Source organism: Mycolicibacterium pallens (assembly GCF_019456675.1).
Taxonomy (GTDB): domain Bacteria; phylum Actinomycetota; class Actinomycetes; order Mycobacteriales; family Mycobacteriaceae; genus Mycobacterium; species Mycobacterium crocinum.
In genome coordinates this window covers 4,188,284-4,201,992 of sequence record NZ_CP080333.1, presented here as the reverse complement: position 1 = coordinate 4,201,992, position 13,709 = coordinate 4,188,284, and the positions used below count along the sequence as shown (strand labels likewise).

14 protein-coding genes are annotated in these 13,709 nt (G+C 64.6%); 6 read left to right on the top strand and 8 right to left on the bottom strand.

All coding sequences use genetic code 11. The annotated features are described in order from the left end of the window. The first annotated feature begins 78 nt into the window (after nt 1-78). Nucleotides 79-1,176 (top strand): GGDEF domain-containing protein, encoded by a 1,098-nt coding sequence (locus K0O64_RS20530; protein WP_071942885.1) that lies wholly within the window; start codon nt 79-81, stop codon nt 1,174-1,176. An 8-nt stretch (nt 1,177-1,184) separates the two neighbouring features. Here the strand turns inward: K0O64_RS20530 and K0O64_RS20525 are convergent, their stop codons facing one another. Further along, entirely contained in the window at nt 1,185-2,042 is an 858-nt protein-coding gene (locus tag K0O64_RS20525; RefSeq protein WP_225933501.1) for a sigma-70 family RNA polymerase sigma factor, read from the bottom strand. An 86-nt stretch (nt 2,043-2,128) separates the two neighbouring features. Between K0O64_RS20525 and K0O64_RS20520 the strand changes: the two genes are divergently transcribed. Next, nucleotides 2,129-2,356, top strand: coding sequence for a hypothetical protein (locus K0O64_RS20520; RefSeq protein ID WP_225933767.1), 228 nt, complete (start codon nt 2,129-2,131; stop codon nt 2,354-2,356). 3 nt (nt 2,357-2,359) lie between these two features. On the opposite strand, the gene K0O64_RS20515 is transcribed toward K0O64_RS20520, so the two are convergent. The 3 genes from K0O64_RS20515 to K0O64_RS20505 all read right to left on the bottom strand — a co-directional run bounded on the left by K0O64_RS20515 (nt 2,360) and on the right by K0O64_RS20505 (nt 4,734). Continuing rightward, nucleotides 2,360-3,145, bottom strand: a complete 786-nt coding sequence (locus tag K0O64_RS20515) for a bestrophin-like domain (RefSeq protein WP_096311935.1) — start codon at nt 3,143-3,145, stop codon at nt 2,360-2,362. 3 nt (nt 3,146-3,148) lie between these two features. Then, nucleotides 3,149-4,018 carry a hypothetical protein gene (locus K0O64_RS20510; RefSeq protein WP_125477468.1) on the bottom strand — a complete coding sequence of 290 codons (870 nt, stop codon included), beginning with the start codon at nt 4,016-4,018 and terminating at the stop codon, nt 3,149-3,151. 137 nt (nt 4,019-4,155) lie between these two features. Next, nucleotides 4,156-4,734, bottom strand: a complete 579-nt coding sequence (locus K0O64_RS20505) for a hypothetical protein (RefSeq protein WP_125477467.1) — start codon at nt 4,732-4,734, stop codon at nt 4,156-4,158. A 171-nt stretch (nt 4,735-4,905) separates the two neighbouring features. On the opposite strand from K0O64_RS20505, the gene K0O64_RS20500 reads away from it, so the two are divergent. Then, nucleotides 4,906-6,279: an MFS transporter gene (locus K0O64_RS20500; protein ID WP_225933766.1), complete on the top strand. Its 1,374-nt coding sequence runs from the start codon at nt 4,906-4,908 to the stop codon at nt 6,277-6,279. Between the two features lie 12 nt (nt 6,280-6,291). Here the strand turns inward: K0O64_RS20500 and K0O64_RS20495 are convergent, their stop codons facing one another. Both K0O64_RS20495 and K0O64_RS20490 read right to left on the bottom strand, forming a co-directional pair. Further along, nucleotides 6,292-7,152, bottom strand: a complete 861-nt coding sequence (locus K0O64_RS20495) for a cyclopropane mycolic acid synthase family methyltransferase (RefSeq protein ID WP_174714138.1) — start codon at nt 7,150-7,152, stop codon at nt 6,292-6,294. Nucleotides 7,153-7,411: 259 nt separating this feature from the next. Then, nucleotides 7,412-9,076 (bottom strand): Rv1490 family membrane protein, encoded by a 1,665-nt coding sequence (locus K0O64_RS20490; RefSeq protein ID WP_125477466.1) that lies wholly within the window; start codon nt 9,074-9,076, stop codon nt 7,412-7,414. Between the two features lie 24 nt (nt 9,077-9,100). On the opposite strand from K0O64_RS20490, the gene K0O64_RS20485 reads away from it, so the two are divergent. Continuing rightward, nucleotides 9,101-9,478, top strand: coding sequence for a YciI family protein (locus tag K0O64_RS20485; protein WP_096311930.1), 378 nt, complete (start codon nt 9,101-9,103; stop codon nt 9,476-9,478). Nucleotides 9,479-9,540: 62 nt separating this feature from the next. Beyond that, nucleotides 9,541-10,701, top strand: a complete 1,161-nt coding sequence (locus K0O64_RS20480) for an RNA polymerase sigma factor (RefSeq protein WP_096312953.1) — start codon at nt 9,541-9,543, stop codon at nt 10,699-10,701. Between the two features lie 34 nt (nt 10,702-10,735). On the opposite strand, the gene K0O64_RS20475 is transcribed toward K0O64_RS20480, so the two are convergent. Beyond that, a complete protein-coding gene (locus tag K0O64_RS20475; protein WP_096311929.1) occupies nt 10,736-11,830 on the bottom strand; it encodes an NAD(P)H-dependent amine dehydrogenase family protein in 1,095 nt (364 codons plus the stop codon). Nucleotides 11,831-11,918: 88 nt separating this feature from the next. Continuing rightward, entirely contained in the window at nt 11,919-12,941 is a 1,023-nt protein-coding gene (locus K0O64_RS20470; protein WP_096311928.1) for a Rieske 2Fe-2S domain-containing protein, read from the bottom strand. 116 nt (nt 12,942-13,057) lie between these two features. Here K0O64_RS20470 and K0O64_RS20465 point away from each other — a divergent pair, with 116 nt between their 5' ends. Then, nucleotides 13,058-13,678, top strand: coding sequence for a TetR/AcrR family transcriptional regulator (locus K0O64_RS20465; protein ID WP_096312952.1), 621 nt, complete (start codon nt 13,058-13,060; stop codon nt 13,676-13,678). Nucleotides 13,679-13,709 lie beyond the last annotated feature (31 nt).

The following is a 13,709-nucleotide window of genomic DNA, read 5'->3' as shown; positions in this document are numbered from 1 at the left end:
AGACGGCTATAGCGACCACCAGGCCCGGCCGCTACTATCCGCAAAGCGAAATGAGTTGATCGAGCCAAGGGCATTGTCATGGGTGAGCGCGAGTTCGCCATCGCCACCGCGGTGTTGCGCGCTACCGGCTATCTCACTGCGATGCGCATCTTCATCGGTGCGGCGTGCATCTGCTTGGGACTGCTCAGCTCGCTGGAGCAGATCCAATCCATCCAGCCTGTCGGCCCGCACGGCGCCGTCGCTCGCAGCATCCACCTGGCGCTGCTGATATCGGCTCTGCTGATCGGCGCGTGGTGGCTGGCGACTCCGTGGCCGGGATATCGGCGAGCCATCATGTTCGCCGTGTGGGGCGATGTCGCGCTGGCGGTGTCGGGCGCCACGCTCGCCGTGCCCGAAGCGCGGTTGGCGGCCACCGTCTACATGTGCCTGATCGGCGTTTTCGCCGCCGTGCTGCTCGGCTACAAGATGCTGTTCCTGCATTGCGGTTTCGCGACGGCGACGATCCTGGCGTTCACCTGGGTCGGGGTGCGGGTCGATGGGGCGCGATTAGCGGAGCTGTCGCTGTACTTCTTGCCCGCGCTGGCGACGGTCGTGGTGATGCCGACCATCGCCGCGATGGTCGTCGAGGGCACCCGTCGCAGCCTGAGCGTCACGGCTTACGCGGCGAATCGCGACTCCCTGACTGGTCTGCTGAACAGGCGCGGGCTGTACGCCGAGACCGGAACGACGTGGGCCCGCAGCCCCCGCGGTTCGGTGCTGGCCGTCGTGGTCATCGACCTCGACGGGTTCAAGCAGCTCAACGACCACCACGGGCACGGCACCGGTGATGCGACGCTGCGGGCGGTCGCCGACCAGCTGACGGCGCTGATCCGGACCAGAGATCTTGCCGCGCGCATCGGCGGCGACGAATTCGTGCTTGTGGCACGCCTTTTGGACGAGCATGACCTGGACAGCTTCGTCCGGCGCGTGCAGGCGCTGACACTGCGCAATTCGACGGGGCTCGCGCTGCGGTCGAGCGTGGGCGTCACATGGCAACACGTCGACGGTGTCGAGCTCGACCTCGACGCGATCCTGCACCGTGCCGACGAGGCGATGTACCGCGCCAAGCGGGTCGGCGGCGGCACGGCTGTGGTGGTGGAGCCGCCGCAGGCCGATGAACAGCAGACCGCTGTCTGAGGTCGGGATCAACCTCGCTCGCCGGCGCCCTCGCGCCGTCGGACACCGGCGAGCACGCCGGGCTCGGCACGGAACTGGAGGCGGCGCACCTGCCCGTCCTCGATGGTGAAGTCGAACGCGACCTTGACCTCGCCGCGGTGGATCCAGGCGGATCCCGGACGGTCTTCGACGAACACCGGGAACGCCGCTGCGGCTGCGCCGTTGAAGAAGGTGGCCACCTCGTCGCGGCCCTCCATATGGGCTGGCGTGCCGAGTGCGGCCGCGGCGGCGTCGGCGGACACCATCACATCAGGGGCGAGCAGCTGCAGCAGCCGGGTGAAATCACCTTCGCGCGCCGCGGTCATGAAGGCGTCGACGACCTCCCAGTCGGCGAGGGCATCCTCGGGCGAGGCCGGGCGTACCTTGCTTCGAGCCCGCGAGGCCAGCTTGCGAGCCGCAACGGGTGTCGTGTCGAGCATCGAGGCGATCAGGTCGAAGTCCACCCCGAAGCTGTCGTGCAAGACGAAGGCCACCCGCTCGGCGGGCGTCAGTCGATCGAGCACCACCTGGAGGGCGATGCCGACCGTGTCGGCCAGCACCACGTCGTCGGCGGGATCGGGGGCTGTGGCCTCGATATCGATCGACTCGGTCGGCACCGGGGTGCGTGCCCGCAGCCGGTCCAGGCACAGCCGCGAGGTCACCGTGGTGAGCCAGCCCGCCAGGTTGTCGATCGGTTCGTCGGTGGCGTGCAGTCGCAACCATGCTTGTTGCACGACGTCTTGAGCTGCGTCGGTGTCGCCCAGGATCCGGCCTGCGATGCGCTGGAGCCGGGGTCGCTCGGCCTCGAAGTCGTCGAGGAGCTGATCGTTGTCCACCAAGGCGGTCACACTTTCGTCGTTGGGTGCGTCAACATCTTGACGCGCCCGGACGGCCGGGTGTGACAGCGACAGGAGGAGTAACACCCGTGAAGACCATGACCTGCCAGGACCTGGGTGGCCCATGCGAATTCGTGCATCGAGGTGACAGTGCCGACGACATCATCAAGGCGCAGGACCAACACCTCAAGGACGTGGTGAAGGGCGGCGATGACGCTCACGTGCCGGCCCGCGAGGGCATGAAGGGCCGGTGGCGTCACCCGATCAAGTCGATGGGTTGGTACAACGACGTCAAGAAGCGGTTCGCTGAACTGCCCGAGGTCTGACGGCTAGCTGCCTCGATCCACCCCGTCGAACACCTGTAGTGCGTGCTGGAAGGGCGCCGGTGTAACGCCGAGTTGGTGGCCGAAGGGGTGGTCGAGCCAGAACACCACGAAGAGCAACAAGCCGAGAAGGATGGCGACCGCACTGGACAGCAGGATGTGGCCGCGCCTGCTGTCCATGCGGATGAAACCCAGTAAACCCAGGACGACGAGACCGCCGAAAAGCAAGCCGGTCCACAGCAAGCCGGGTATGCGCGGGCGGGCGTCCAGAATTCGGGTGTTGCGTTGCGACGTCAGGACTGTCAGCTGGCCGAGGAAATCGCCGCTGAGCGGGTTCGGCGCCGCCGGCTGGCTCTGGGTGCCGAGTACCCGGTACATGTCGGTGATCGCGCCCCGGGAGGTTTCCGCGGCGCGGTCGCGGCTTTGGGGATTCCATTCGTCCTGGACCGCCGTCGTATAGGTGCGCAGGAGTTCGCGCATCTTGCCTTGCTCGGCTGCCGGCATGCCGACGGTTTGGCGGTACATCGTTGCCAGGGTGGATGATTCGCTCGTCACGTTCATCTCGGCTGAGGAGAACTGCTCCCAGGCGACCACCACGGTGAATCCCAGCAGTGCCCCGTACACCAGGCTCACGGTAGTGAGGAACGGAGACAAGGACGCGTTGTAGCCGGTGCCGTGCTCGGGCACTCCTGTCCGGTTGGCCAGCCAGATACTTCCTACGGCCAGCGTAACGGACACTGCCACAACAACAATCAGGAACAGCCACAACCCCGGTAGGCCCATCCCGGCCACTGACTACCTCCTGTTGGAGTGCGCGCTTCCCTGTGCTTTAGTGCGTCCACTCTGCCCGGTTGAGCTGGTTTTTGATGTGCTGTCAGCGGTGGGAACCTTCTGAACAGCAGGCGATTTGGTCGCGACGCGGTTCGTCGAGGCCGCCGGGGGCTCGGGGGATGTGGCGGTCGCGGTCACCGGCTTCATCCTCTGACGGAAACTGTGTCCGGTTGCCTTCGTCGTGGTCGGCGGGGTCGGCTGCGGGACGGGGTCGGCGGCAACCTTCGCGGGTTGGCGGGCAGCCAACGGCAGCGGCGGCAGGGGCGGGAGCGGCGGCAGGAAGAAGTTCCACTCGTCAATGCCTAACTGCACCAGCGCATTCCAGCTGTCCCGCGCCACGTTGGTCAAACCTTGGATGAACGGCAGCGGGCCGAACAGCCAATCGGCGACGTTGAAGGTGATGCTCCGGGTGATCCGTTCACCGAAGTTGTAGAAGATCATGATCTGCCCGGACAGCCACCCCACGTACGGCACCCAGCCCACGGCGTAGGTCGCCAGCTCGAAGCCATAACGAACCCACGGCTCGACGGCGTTGTAGATGTTCTTGATGGCCGTGTTGGCGCTCGTCGTTCCCGGGATCGGGGTGACCGGCGGTGGCGTCGGGGGTGCCTGGCCGAGGCTGGGAATGATGACCCCGTGCCCGATGAGGTCGAACAGCGACGGGCCGTCGTATGGGTCATACGGCGTGGTCGGCAGCGCCGCCGCGGTCAACGTGACGGCGTGCGTTGCCACCGGTGGGGGAGCGGGAGGCGCAGTGGACGGAGCCCAGGCGACGGCTGTCAGTGCGGTGATCGCGATTGCTCGGGTCGCACAACCACTCAATGAAACTGTCATGACACCCACCCCCTTGACAGGCTTGATGACCAAATTACGCCTGAGTCGACCGCCGGACCACAATTTGCGAGAAACCGTCACTCTCCGCGCAGAACGGTGGAAATTGACTGCAGCGCAACAAGTTCAGTGCTGCGCCCTCACATCCACAGCGGGGAGTGGATCAGCCAGTTGAGGGTGTAGAGGCCGATGGGGATCTCGATCGGCAGAGCGACGATGAACAGGGCAGTAGCGACGACGCTCCCGACGCCCCCGACCACCGTTTGCACGGCGTTGACCACGGTCTGAACTGCGTTGTGGGCGGCGGCCGATACTGCCTGTTCGGCGTCGTGGACGGCAGCACCGACGTCGAAGGTCTGGATCGCGCTGCCCAGCATGACCAAGCGCCCAAGAACATCAACGAGGCTCGGTGGCAGCAGGTTCTTATGAGCGATCGGTGGGGCACTGCTCGCGGTTGCCGGCTTGGTGATCGCTGCCGCCGACGTGGGCTTGCGGTCCGCGACGCCGGTGACGGTGCTCGCGGCTATCAGCGCCGCCGAGGGTTTGGGTCGGGGTGCGGAGTGGGCAGTCGGGCCTGCGGAATGAGTCGTGGAGACGTTGTGCCGCGCTGAGGTCCCTGTGCCTGCGTCGGCGCTGGCTGCTGCCGAACACGCCAGAGCGGCCGCGCCAAGGCCGATGGTGAGTGCGCCCGCACCCAGCCAGGCTGAATATGTACTCACAGCAACCCCCCGATGCACCGCTCCATTGTCGTCGCCAGAATAGACCGCTGCATTCCCGAAATGGAGCAAATTGCTGTTCGGCACTGCGTCCGTCGCGGCACCCGCAGGTCCGAGCTCTGGCAAGATCGGATTCCGACACGAACGCGGAAGGTAGATGTTCGATTGGCAACACTGAGCGCTGAGACCGGAGACGGCGATCTGGTCGGGGGCGTCCCGCGCCGGCGGATCCTGATCGCCTCGATGGTGGGCACCACGATCGAGTTCTACGACTTCTACATCTACGCCACCGCGGCGGTCTCGGTGTTCCCGAGTCTGTTCTTCCCCAAGGGGAATTCGACCACAGCGCTGCTGGCGTCGCTGGCCACGTTCGGCCTGGCGTTCGTGGCCCGGCCGGTGGGCTCAGTGCTGTTCGGTTACTTCGGTGACCGCATCGGCCGCAAGGCCACGCTGGTGGGTTCACTGCTGATGATGGGCATCGCGACGTTCGCGATCGGTCTGCTTCCCACCTATCACCAGGTCGGTCTGCTGGCGCCGGCGCTGTTGGCTGTCCTGCGGTTCACCCAAGGCCTCGCCCTCGGTGGGGAGTGGAGTGGTGCAGCGCTGTTGGCCACCGAGACGGCGCAACCGGGCAAGCGGGCCTGGGCCGCGATGTGGCCCCAAATGGGTGCACCGCTGGGATTCCTGTTGGCCAACGGAGTGTTCCTGCTACTGATTCTTTCGCTGGGGCACAGCGCCGCCAGCCCGGACTTGAACGGTGCGTTCCTGACGTGGGGGTGGCGAATCCCGTTCCTGCTCAGTGCGGTGATGGTCGTGATCGGGCTTTATGTGCGGTTGCGAATCACGGAGACGCCGGTATTCGCCCGCGCCGTCGAACGCGGCGAAAAGGTCAAATGGCCACTGGCAGAGGTATTTCGGAGCAGCTGGCGCCAGCTGATCATCGGCACCTTCGTCATGCTGGCGACCTACACACTCTTCTATGTCGTCACGACCTGGGTGCTGAGCTATGGCACCGGAAAGCGGCCGCCGAGTGGATATGGTCTCGGCTTCAACTACATCGACTTCCTGCAGTGGCAACTGATCGCGGTGCTGTTCTTCGCCGCGATGCTGCCGGTGTCGGGTGCGCTGGCCGACCGCTTCGGCCGCCGAGCGACGCTTCTGGTGGTGACCGCCGGCATCGTCGTCTACGGGGTGCTCTTCGCGCCGCTGCTCGCCGCGGCGGCCCATTCGCCGTACATGATGCTGGTCTTCCTGATCATCGGAATGACATTGATGGGGTTGACGTTCGCGCCGATGAGCGCGGTCCTGCCCGAACTGTTCCCGACGAACGTGCGCTATACCGGTTCGGGGATCGCCTACAACGCGGCGAGCATTCTTGGTGCGGCGGTGGCTCCGTTTCTGGCGACCTGGCTCGCTACCCGATACGGCGTGGGCTGGGTCGGGATCTATCTCGCCGCTGCGGCGCTGCTGACGTTCGTGGCGCTGCTGGTGATGCGGGAGACCAAGAATGCCTCGCTGGATTCGGTGCCGGCTCCGGTGCTCGGCTGAGCACCCCGGACGTCACTTCTCGAGAGTGAACTGGTTGATGTCGATCGAGCCGTTGCGGAACAGGTCGGCGCAGCCGGTCAGATACTTCATGAACCTGTCGTAGACCTCTTGCGACTGCACCTGAATCGCGCGATCGCGGTTGGCCGCCAAGTTGGCAGCCCAATCTTCCAGCGTCCGAACATAATGCGGCTGCAATGACTGGGTCCGGGTCAAGCTGAACCCCGTCTTGGCGACATGTTCTTCGATCAGTGCGGCCGACGGCAACTGGCCGCCCGGAAAGATTTCGGTCACGATGAATTTGATGAACCGGCACATCTCGAAGGTCAGCCGCAAGCCTCGGCGGTGCATCTCGTACGGGTGAAAGCCGCAGATGGTGTGCAGCAGCATGACACCGCCGGTGGGCAGCGCGTCGTATGTCTTGTCGAAAAACGCGTCGTACTTGCTGTGGCCGTAGTGCTCCATGGATCCGATGGAGATGATGCGGTCGACCTTCTCGTCGAAGTCTTCCCAACCTTGCAGCCGTACGTCGACACTGCGTGTGGTCGGGATGCGGGCCAGCCGGGCCTCCGCGGCGTCGCGCTGCGCCCGGCTCAGCGTGAGGCCGATGACGTTGACGTCGTAGCGTTCGATGGCCCGCTGCATGCCGGCCCCCCAGCCACAGCCAACGTCGAGCAGTGTCATGCCGGGCTCGAGCCGCAACTTGGACAGCGCCAGGTCGAACTTGGCGATCTGGGCCTCGTCGACGGTCGTGTCGTCGTGCTGGTAATACCCGCAGGTGTAGCCCATGGTCGGGCCCAGGAAAAGGGCGTAGAACTCGTCGGAAATGTCATAGATCGACTGCATCAGGTCGAAGTCGGCTTCGAGCGCAGTCATCGTGACACCCCCCTGGTTGACGTTTGCTGGTTAGTTTGCCAACAATCGTAGACGACGGTTCCCGCGGGGGAGCTATCTGAGCGAGCGCCCCAATAGTCGTGTCAGCGCTTTGAGCTGCCGGGGCAGTCGGGGCTGGATAGTTAGTCCGCCGACTTAGCCTGAGCTCGGCAATCGGTTGCTCGGCTGCGACCGTGCTAGGTGACCCCGGGCATTGATTCCCGGCCGCGGACGTCGGGCGGAAGTTGGCGATGATCCTGCGCTAAAAGTTCGGGCCGCCGATGTGCAGCGCGGCGCCGGTGGGGATCACGGCCAACGCGGCGATGACGCAGAGGAAGATCCGAACGTGGTGCCGGTTCGTGGGTTGATCGATCTCTGGCCGGGTGATCGTGTACAGGATGCAGACCAAGGCGACGTTGAAGGTGATCAAGACCCACCACCGCGTCCAATCGACGGCAGTCATGAACAACGGCACCATGGCGGCGAGCCCCAGAACGGGGGCGGTCAACTTGCCGCGCAACTCAGCGAGAAGTGTCGAGAAGCGAACACCCGAAAACGATTGCGTCACCCAGATACTGACCGCGAAATACAGCACACCCACGATGAATGAGGCGAGCAGGGGGCCGACGCCGAAGGTGCCAACTTTGTGGAGCCCGTCGGTCAGGCGGGCATCCAGGATGGAGGGCTCGAGCTTGCACACCCAATCGTGGAAGTCCGTTGTGATCGGGATTCGACCGGCCAGGTAAGCCGTGCCGTCCGTCATGTTGGACGCGGCCGAGTATGGGTTGTCGATCTGCCTATGGGGAGTCTGGTGACACACCTGCGCCCCCACGTCGTGACGCGAGAATGCGGCGATGGCGAGTACCGCCAGGAGACCTGGCCCCACCGCGGCGACCGCGCACAGTCGCCGTTGCGCGGGCCCAAGAGCGGGCAGCACAGACAACGCCAGGAGGGCCCCCAGCGCGACTTCCAGCGGAATTCCCTCGTGGACAAGCGCCAGCACGGCAATCGTCACGCCGTACACCGCACTGACGATCAGCATTGAGCGATCCGAGCGGAGCCGCGTCAATGCAATGCACAACACCACCAGGGCGGACATCGCGTACAGCTCAGGTCTCGGCGTGTACACGGCGTAGGAAAACGCAAAAGGCAATACGGGCACGAGGATGGCCAGCATCACCCGTCGCGCCGATTTCTCACCGCTGGACAGGATCAGCGATATCAACACCGCGAGCGTTATCACCCAGACGACAGCGGGCGCCCACATCATCGTGTACGCGGCAGTGAAGTAGTCGGCGTCGGGCAGCATATGGATAAGCGCACCGCCGAGTCCGCGGCGCACAAACCCGAACTCGTAGTTGGGGACGTAGTAGGTCATCCAGTAGATCGCGGTCGGATAGAGAACCAGCGTCACGAACAGATGGCAGGCGGCCGCGGCAACGACGAATCCGGTTGCCGTCCATACGAATAACTTCGTGTGCTTCTCGACGACCACCTGGTTGCTCACGGTGCGATCACCGTCAGAATCCACGACGGCGATTTCACAGGGGTTGGGGAGAACCTCGGCCACGGAACTACCTCCCGGATGAAACACCCACACGAACAAGCGGAAACTCACCCGGCACCCCAAGCGCCGACACGGGACAATGTCCTTCAGCACCACCCGCGAAAGCTGCGAAACCCACCGATAAACAGCGCATCTGCCGGAAACCCACAGGAGACTCGAAGCCGGCAGCGTGCTAACCGCGCGCCGGCGTCTCAGCCGGGCTGCTGGCCGGTCGCCTCTCAGCTCGACGTGCTCGCCACCCGCAAACGCTTGACACCCGGTATTGAGGACCGCACAGTCGTAGCTCGTACGGGAACCGCTCCCAGCTTGGCTCGGCGAATGTCGAATTGACGGCACCCTGATCGTCATCACGATGACCACACACCCGAACGTGAGGACGACACCATGCGCTACTGCCTGCTGATGCACTACGAAGAGGGACCCTCGGTCGGCTTGACCGAGGCGGACATGGCTCCGGCCATGGCGGCTTTCGCCGCCTACGCCGACGACTTGTCCGCGGCCGGGGTGCTGATCACCACTGACGTCCTGGACGTAGTGGCCAACACCACGACCGTGACAGCGCGCGGAGGGGTGCCGGAAATCCAAGACGGTCCTTTCGCCGACACCAAGGAGAAGTTCGGCGGCATCTTCGTGATCGAAGTGTCTGACCTCGACGAGGCGCTGGCGTGGGCTCGACGGAATCCGGCAAACGGCTGGGGATCGATCGAGATCCGGCCCGTGGCAAGGACGTACGCCCCCGGCCGCGGGTGGTATCAGCCCTGAGCGCCCGGCCGTCGCGGGCGGCGCAGGCCGTCGCGTCGATCGCCCGCGATTCTTACGGACGGCTGCTGGCGGTGCTCGCCGCTCCCGGTCGTGACCTGGTGGCGGCCGAGGACGCACTGGCCGATGCCCTCGAGCGAGCACTCACGCGCTGGGAGACCGATGGTGTACCTGCCAAGCCGGAGGCCTGGGTACTGACGGTGGCACGAAACCGCCTGCGGGATCTATGGAAGTCGTCGGGGTATCGGCTGAACGCACCCCTGGAGGGCATCGATCCGGTTGCCGAGGAAATCGACGCTGCGGAAATTCCCGACCGCCGCCTGGAACTGATGCTGGTGTGCGCCCATCCCGCCATCGCCGCGGCGGTGCGGACGCCCTTGATGCTTCAGACCGTGCTCGGGATCGACTCGGCAGCGATCGCCGCAGCCTTCGCCGTCGAACCTGCGGCGATGGCGCAACGTCTGGTCCGGGCGAAGCGGCGTATCCGCGACACCGGCATACCGTTCGCGATGCCCGCGCGCGAAGATTTGGCGGCGCGACTGCCGGCGGTGCTGGAAACGGTGTACGGGGCGTACGCCATCGATCGCCGACGTGAACCCGGCGGTGCACCGCAGGAGTCGCTGTCAGCGGAGGCACTGCACCTCGCATTGACTCTGACCGAGTTGTTGCCCGACGAACCCGAAGTGCTGGGGCTCGCGGCGTTGGTGTGCCTTGCGGAGGCTCGACGTTCGGCTCGTGTGGACGCCGATGGCGTCTTCGTTCCGCTTGATGAACAAGATCCGTCGGTGTGGGATCGTTCGTTGCTTCATCGCGGAGAGGATCTGCTCGCGCGGGCACATCGATGCGGTCGGCCCGGTCGATTTCAGTACGAGGCGGCCATTCAATCCGCCCATTCGAGCCGTGCGTTCGGTGTGCCCGTCGATCCCCACGTGGTGCGAAAGTTGTATCGGGCGCTGGTCTTGGTCGCGCCGTCGCTCGGTGCCCGAGTGGCGCTAGCGGCCCTCGACGGCGAGATTGATGGCCCGCTGGCGGGTCTGCGGAGTCTTGATCGGCTCGACGCCAAAGATTTTCAGCCCGCCTGGGTGGTGCGCGGACACCTCTTGACGGCAGCCGGTCGCCTGGCCGAGGGCGGGGCGGCGTACCGGCGGTCCGCCGGTCTGACGACTGACCCCGCCGTGGTGGAGTATCTGGTTAAGCTCATGCAGGCTAACGACATTCGACCCTGACGTGTGTCCTGTACGCCGGTCGGTATTCGCACGATCAGCTCTGATACGCCTCCGGCGTGAAGCGGCCGGCGAATCCCCGCAGCGGCACGTCGGCGCTGGTCAACAGCCCTGGTTTGGCCGCGACGACGGATGTGATGACGTTCAGGGCAGGCATGCCGGTGACAGTCATGCCGATCGAAGCGAAGTTGTCCGGATTGGACAGGTCGACTCCCGGCTTCGGGAAAATCATGTGTTTGTTGTAGATGTTGGGGTCGCCCTTGATCTGAGTGATGTAGCAGCCCTTGATGTTCCAACTCGGGTCGGTGTGCGGCGTCATCTGCCACTCCAGGTGGGTCTCAACCCGCGGCACACCGTTGACCATGCCCTGGTATTTGATGTAGTTGCCGCCGAGCGAGCCCTTGGGCAGTACGTACCAGCCTAGGTCCACGTCCTGGGTGCAGGCACCCAGTTCATAGTCGAACTTGACCTCGTCGAGTTCAAGGCCGAAGCAGTCGGCCATCATCAGCACGCTGTCGGCGAAAACCTCGGTGTACTTTCGGAGCTTGCCCGGGATCGACGGGTCGTCCACTGGCAGCCCGTAGCCCACCTCGATCCAGGTGTCCTTGGAGTGGTGGCACGACACGTCGACGGACTCGATCGTGGTGACGTTCTCGATTTCGGCGACATCGGCCGAACAGACGACACCGAGGATCTGGTTCAGACCGGGATTCATGCCGGTGCCGTAGAACGTCGCCCCGCCCTTCTCGCACGCTTCGGCCAGCACCTGGGATACCGGCTTGCCCGAGGGGTGGGGATGATTGGTATCGCGATGCCAGCCGGTGATCCAGTCGGCGGTCGTCACGATGTTGATCCCCGCTTCGAGGATCTTCACATAGAGATCTTCGTCGGGGAACACGCCATGGAAGGTCAGGACATCCGGCTTGGCGGCGATGATCTCCTCGATGCTGCCGGTCGCGGTGACTCCGATCGGTCCGATACCCGCCAGCTCGCCGGCGTCGCGGCCGACCTTGTCCGGCGAGTAGCAGTGCACCCCAACCAATTCCAGGTCGGGCTGGGTCTGCAGGCGCTTGATCATTTCAGAACCGACGTTCCCGGTGGCAACTTGGAATACCCGAATGGGTGTGGTCATGCCGATGTGCCTTTCGATTGGGGTTACGGAGTTGAGGTTGTCTTGAAGCGGCTTGCGAAGCCGCGGAAGGTGATCACCGGCGGTTCGGTCATCGAGCTTCGGCGGCCTTCAATGCCGCGGCGCTGCCGCCTTTGCCGTCGGGGTAGAACTGAAGAGCCCATTGCCGAATCGCGGTGAAGCCCTGGTATTCGGATTGGGCTAGTGCAGGCGGGTCGGAGTAACGCTGGTGGGCCCAGATGTGGATGTCTTGGCGGAACTGACGAATGACTTCGAGGCCGAACTCCTCGGCACGGGCTGCGGCCCGTTCGGTCTCCTTGCCGGGGGTGCGGCCGATGTAGACCATGAATCGCACATCGGAAGTGCAGTCGTCGACAGGGGTGATCGCGGAGATCGTGCGGTTGTCGATCATGCCCCAGCTCTTGGTGACCGCGATGCCCAAGCCCCCGTTAATCGCCTCAACGCCGCTGCTGACGTCTTCGATGCGCTGGCCGTCGTCTCCCTCGAAGGTGATCGTGAAGTCCACGTACGACACGGGTTCGTCAAAGTCGTGGCGGGTGAAGATCGGGTTGATCGGTGTTCCGTGGACGTACTTGAAGTGCGCGAAATCAACGCCGTTCTCCAGGACGTATTGCGGATGCATTTCGTGGCCCTGCTCGAACAGGCGCTGCTGAGGGTAGTAGTCGGCCTCGCTGCTGCCGTCCTCGAAGGATGCGAAAACGTCTGGGGCATCAAAGAATGGCTCGCGGCCGTCGATGTCGTGCCAGATGTAGACGGAGCTGTTGCGTTCCACCACCGGGTAGGTGGTGATGCGGCGGCCGCGGTTGGGGCGGTCCTCGTAGGGGATACAGACATTGCGGCCCTGCTGATTCCACTGCCAGCCATGAAATGGGCACTGCAGTACCTCGCCGACGACCGAACCGCCGAAGCCCAGATGCGCGCCGAGGTGTTCGCAATACGCGTTCATCACGGTCAGCTGCCCGGAGTCGGCGCGCCAGGCGATCATCTCCTGGCCGAAGTACTTCATGCGGTGGACGGCGCCCACGGCAATCTCATCGGACCAGGCAACCTGAAACCAGCCGGTCGGCGTCATCGACAGCGGTGGCTTGGCCACAGCGGTCCTCCCTTCGGAAGCGGGCGGCGAAAGACCCGCCTCGAATCATAGGAGGCACTACGAAAAAATCATAGTGGTGCCAATGAAAATGTCGATCGCGGTCTAAGATGCTGATGATGACCGACCTGGTGGAGCCCGTCCGTCGCCCGAATCGGCGCGGTTTAGCCACCCGGGCCGCCATGCTCGACGCTGCACTTGCCGCACTCTCCTCCGGAGACCCCCGGGCGGTGTCGGCCAATCGCATCGCCAAGGACATCGGCGCGACGTGGGGAGCGGTGCAGTACCAGTTCGGCGATGTGGACGGCTTCTGGTCCGCAGTACTGCACCGAACCGCTGAACGCCGAGCCAAGGCCATGACCTTTGCGGCAGAAGATGATTCAACGCTGGAGGACCGTGTCGGGGCCATCATCGACACGCTCTACCACGGGTTGACGTCGCCGGATTCGCGGGCGATCGAGAACCTGCGGGCGGCGCTCCCGCAAGACCCGCGCGAGCTGGAAAGGCTGTACCCGCGCACCGCCGCTGAGTTGTCCTCATGGGCTGCCAGTTGGCTCAGCATCTGCCAAGGCGCGTTCGCCGGTCTTGATGTCGATCCCGAGCGCGTGCGCCATGTCGCGACACTCATCCCGGGCGCGATGCGCGGCCTGGTCTCGGAACGCCAATTGGGTTCGTACGCCGACCTGGACCTCGCCCGAGACACGTTGACCAAGGCATTAGCCGGCTACTTGAAGGGATGAGTGCCGCTGCTGCCCCCACGTAGCAGCAACG

Coding starts and splice junctions, on each gene's coding strand:
- K0O64_RS20530 (WP_071942885.1), top strand. CDS start 79: ATGGGTGAGCGCGAGTTCGCCATCGCCACCGCGGTGTTGCGCGCTACC.
- K0O64_RS20520 (WP_225933767.1), top strand. CDS start 2,129: ATGACCTGCCAGGACCTGGGTGGCCCATGCGAATTCGTGCATCGAGGT.
- K0O64_RS20510 (WP_125477468.1), bottom strand. CDS start 4,018: ATGACAGTTTCATTGAGTGGTTGTGCGACCCGAGCAATCGCGATCACC.
- K0O64_RS20495 (WP_174714138.1), bottom strand. CDS start 7,152: ATGACTGCGCTCGAAGCCGACTTCGACCTGATGCAGTCGATCTATGAC.
- K0O64_RS20485 (WP_096311930.1), top strand. CDS start 9,101: ATGCGCTACTGCCTGCTGATGCACTACGAAGAGGGACCCTCGGTCGGC.
- K0O64_RS20475 (WP_096311929.1), bottom strand. CDS start 11,830: ATGACCACACCCATTCGGGTATTCCAAGTTGCCACCGGGAACGTCGGT.
- K0O64_RS20465 (WP_096312952.1), top strand. CDS start 13,058: ATGACCGACCTGGTGGAGCCCGTCCGTCGCCCGAATCGGCGCGGTTTA.